The organism is Hyphomicrobiales bacterium (assembly GCA_030688605.1).
Lineage (GTDB): Bacteria > Pseudomonadota > Alphaproteobacteria > Rhizobiales > NORP267 > JAUYJB01.
The window spans coordinates 1-4,486 of record JAUYJB010000138.1 but is presented as its reverse complement, the minus strand read 5'-3'; the positions used below and the strand labels follow the sequence as shown (position 1 = coordinate 4,486).

Below are 4,486 nucleotides of genomic sequence, written 5' to 3'. Positions count from 1 at the left end.
CGCGGCGATGGATGCCGCTGGCGCAGAACTACGCTCGTTGAAAGATGCGCCTATCGATATTAGGACGCCGGAAGGCAAGCTAAAGGCTGCTCTTCAAGAGGCGCGTGGTCTATCGCAGTCCGGCTTTGATGAGACGCTGCTGCATGTTAGGTGGGCGATGGAGGCTGGCCGCCCCGATGTGGCGGAGACGATTGTTCGCATCAGAGAGAGGTCATCGTCTAGGCCGGTTCGCGAACCTGGTGTAGCGCCCGACAGTCCACGCTATGCGGAAGTGAAGGCAGCGCTTGAGGCAAACGCGGCTCGTAGCCGCAGCGAGGCGAAACAGCTTAGGGCGTGGCTTGACGGTGCAACGCCTGCACGCGCCGGCCGGGGTCCGGCCGAGGTGGACGATACGGCTGCGCTGGTGCGCGAGGTTGCGCCCGGGCCTGCCGCCCGTGCCGTCAAACGAGTAGACGGCAAATTCGTGCCAGTCATTGATGTTGACGGCGAGACCTTTCATCTGCGCGTTGACGGCGAATGGCACAAGGGAGAACCAGCACAAAGTGTAATGATAGCAGGTCGTGGCGCTAGGACTGACCAAACGACCGCCGCATATCGAACGGTAGAAAGTGCTGTGGAAGCGGCGCAAAGTGAACTCGGCTTTCGGGGAAGGCCGCCAGCCACTTCCGATATCGACGCCGCAGTATCGGCCGAAGCCGCGCCCGTCGCGGCAACCCAACCAAAAGCACCAGAGTTTCGGGATACGCGCGGCGAGGGCTTGCGTCTACACGGGACGCCGTCCGAAGATTTGCCGCTGGACGAAGGCCACTACACCACAAAGAACTTTTATGGTCAGGGCGTTTACACGACCGATGCGGTTGACATTGCGGCCGGTTATGCGGGGCGAGGCAAGAAAACGTCCGGAAGCGACGGCACGGTTTTCGTCGTAAGGCCGCGCGAAGGTCTCAAAGTCCTCGACATGGAGGAACCCGTCCCGGCGTGGATAGTGGCGCATGTTGATCAAGACAGAAGCAGTTTGGGAGAGTTGGCAGGCATCGCCCTTGAAGAAGGCCCCACCAATCTTCGCGAGCTATATGACACGATACGCGACATCTCACGCGAAGAGGGGCGCTCTGCCGACGATGTGCAGGAGATTTTTGAAGCCTTCCAAGAGGTCATTCAGGCACAAGGCTTTCATGGAATGCGCCACGTCGGCGGCCTGAAGACAAAAAAGGCTCCGCATGACGTGACGATCTACTTCAATTCGGCCGACGTTACGACCGAGCCTCTCGATCTTGCTGAGTTCCGTGTCGCGCGTGGGGCCGAAACCGCCGCCTCCGCCAGCGCCAGACTACAAGCGGTCTTGGATCAGCGCCGCCATGCCACTCGTGTTCCAACGCCAGAGGAAATCGCCAACCGGCCGATAGCTGGCGGTGCTACTGCCCGCTTCGCTCCGGGTCAGGACACCCACGCCTTCGTCGGCCAACTCCGCGGCCGGCCGTTCCGCGGCGAGTCGGGCCGGGCAACCACAGGCGTTCCGGAAGCCGCCGCCACGCCACAGGCGGAACGGTTGCGGGATATCTCCGAGAGGGTTGTCGCCGCGCTCGGCCTCACTGTCCGTCAAGGTCGACTGCAAAGGGTTGCCGGCAAGAAGCCGCTCGGCACCTTCAACGAGAAATCCGGTGTCGTCCGGATGCGCGAACTCGATGCCTTCGACGTACTGGCCCATGAAGGCGGGCATGGCCTGCATCTCATGCCGGAATTCCGCGCCGACATCGACGCGCTGATCGGCCGTCACCAAATCGAGGTGGAACGCCTCGCCTATCCGGGCACCCCGCAGGGACAGGAAGGCGTGGAAGGTTTCGCCGAATGGTTCCGGCTGTGGCTGACCAATCCTGGCTACGCGAAGCGCGAAGCGCCGCAATTCACAGAGGCCGCAGAAAACTGGCTGCGTCAGAATCGGCCGCGCATGCTCGACGATCTTGTCGCGGCCCAGTCGGCCTACCGGGAATGGCTGCGGGCGCCGTCCCGAGACGTGGTGACGGGAGACCTGGTGTCGTCGGGCGCTCCGCCGATCAAGGAACGTGTGGGCCGGGCCTTGGAGACCGACCGCGCGCCGTCCGGCGAAAGCCTCATGTCGATGTTCGGCCGGTTCTACACATGGACCCTCGACCGCCTGCACCCGGTCAATCGCAGCGTCCGCGTGCTGCTCGACATTCACAAGCGAAACACCGGGCAATCGATCGATCTTCCGGCCGCGTCCGATCCGTACAAGCTGCTCAGGCTGGCAACCAGCGCCCATCAGGCCGGGCACATCGATCTTCTGCACGGCGTGGTGCCGTATCGTTCGGTCGAACCACAGGGGCCGTCGCTTGCCGAGGGGCTTGAACTTGCGGTCGGCAAGAACTGGCACGGCGCATGGCGGAGCGACGAACTGATCGACTTCGGGGCGTATCTTGTCGCTCGCCGTTCGGTGATCGAGTTTCACAGGTTCATGGCCGGTGAAGTCCCGAATCCGCCGGGCAAACTAACCCTTGGCGATTACCGGCAGGCGGTGAGCGACTTCGATGCGGCCTATCCGAACTTCGCCCATGCCGCGCAACTGATCTACAAGTGGCAGACGAATCTCCTGAAGAAGAAATTCGAGGCCGGTCTGGTCAGCCGTTCCTATTACGACAAGGCGTTGGCGAAGCCTGACTACGTTCCGTTCCAGCGGGACTTTTCCGAGAAGGTCGAGGAACTGATCCGGCCTGCCGGAGCCGGCGGAACCAACCGCCAATCGGCGATGAAGACCTATCGCGGCTCGCTCCGCTCGATCATCAATCCGATCGAGTCGATGATGAGCGAAGCCTATTCGACGGCGGCGATCATCGCGCGGAACGATGCCATCACCATGCTCGCCGATCTTGCCAAGAAGGCCGGGCCGGGAGGGGGAGCAATTGCCGAGGCCATTCCAGCAAGCGTGGTGACGCCGATCCGTGTGGACGTGATGCAGGCGCTCAGGAACGCCGGCAAGGATGCCGGTCTCGACAAGGCCGATATCGACGACCTGGTGCTGGCGGCGAGCGAACGTCTCGATGCAGAGGACGTGATCGCCACGCTCTACAAGGCCGGGGATGCTCCGGAGAAGGGCGAACCGATCGTCTACTACTGGCGGGGTGGGGAGCGTCATGCCCTGAGACTGGCCGACCGGCGCTTTGGAAAGGATCTGTACGAAGCGATTACCCAGCTCGGGGCGGAGCAATCGAACTGGATCATCAATCTTCTGGCGGTTCCGGCCCGCACCTTGCGCATGGGCATCACGACCAGCCCGGAATTCCTGCTCGCCAACTATATCCGCGACCAGACCTCCGCATTCGTGCTCAACACCCGGTTTGTCCCGTTCGTGTCGGGCGCGCGCGGCATGGTCGATGAAATCGCACAGACACGGGCGGCGCGGCTTTATTCGCAGGCGGGAGGTCTCATGGGCGGGGCCAATACCGCCTCGCTCGATCAGGCGCGCATCGGCCGCAACATCAATGCGTTGCGGAGGAACGGGACCATCGTCCGGCGCGTGTCCGACATTCGCGACGTGATCAGGCTGACGGAAATCTCCGAAAGCGGCACGCGCATCGCGCTCTTCAAGCAGTATTTCGATGCGGCGAGAAAGCAGGGCTTGTCGGAATACGAGGCAATGGTCGAGGGCGCATTTCAGGCGCGCGACTTCATCGACTTCGGGCGTCACGGATCGAAGATGCTATTCGCCCGGCGCATCGTCACGTTCATGAACGCGGCGCTTCAGGGCACCGACAAAACACTCCGCACGCTCATCAACGACATGGCACCGATGGCGAAGGTGTTCCGCGGCGAGACGTTGACGGCCGGGGAACGGGCGTTGGTATCACGGTCTGCCCAAGCATGGCTGAAGATTGGCGTACTCACAGGTTTGTCGGCGACCTACGCGCTCATGTACCGGGACGATCCGGAGTGGCAACAGGCGGGTGAATATCTTCGGGCAACCCACTGGCTGTTCAAGATGCCGGGCGGGGAGTGGGCAGTGGTCCCGAAGCCGTTCGAGATGGCGACGATCATGAACTTCGGCGAGCGGTTTGCTGAAGGTCTGGCCGCCGACGATCCGACATGGGCCAACAAATGGCTGCGCTCGTGGGGCTACACGCTTGCGGTTCCCATCGAACCCGCCGGGTTGATGACGCCGGCCGAGATCGGCTTCAACTTTGATGTTTTCCGCCAGATGCCCATCGTTCCACAATGGGATCAAGGCTTGGAGCCGTGGCAGCAGTTCAACCAATACACCTCGGAATTCTCCAAGATGGTTGGCAAGGCGATCAACGTTAGCCCGGCCAAGATCGATCATTTGATTGTCGGATGGACCGGATCGTGGGGACGGAACGCGCTGTCGGTCTCCAATATGTTCGATCCTCAGCGGCGCTCGGAACAGCTTTACGACTGGCCGATCAGCGGGCGCTTCGTCAAGAATTTGGCTCGGGGTTCGGACGCCACCGACAAG

1 protein-coding gene is annotated in these 4,486 nt (G+C 62.1%); it reads left to right on the top strand.

Annotated elements, in window-relative coordinates; all coding sequences use genetic code 11:
* Positions 1-382: 382 nt before the first annotated feature.
* Positions 383-4,486: LPD38 domain-containing protein (locus tag Q8P46_14795; GenBank protein MDP2621415.1), on the top strand; the 4,104-nt coding region annotated here is incomplete at its 3' end.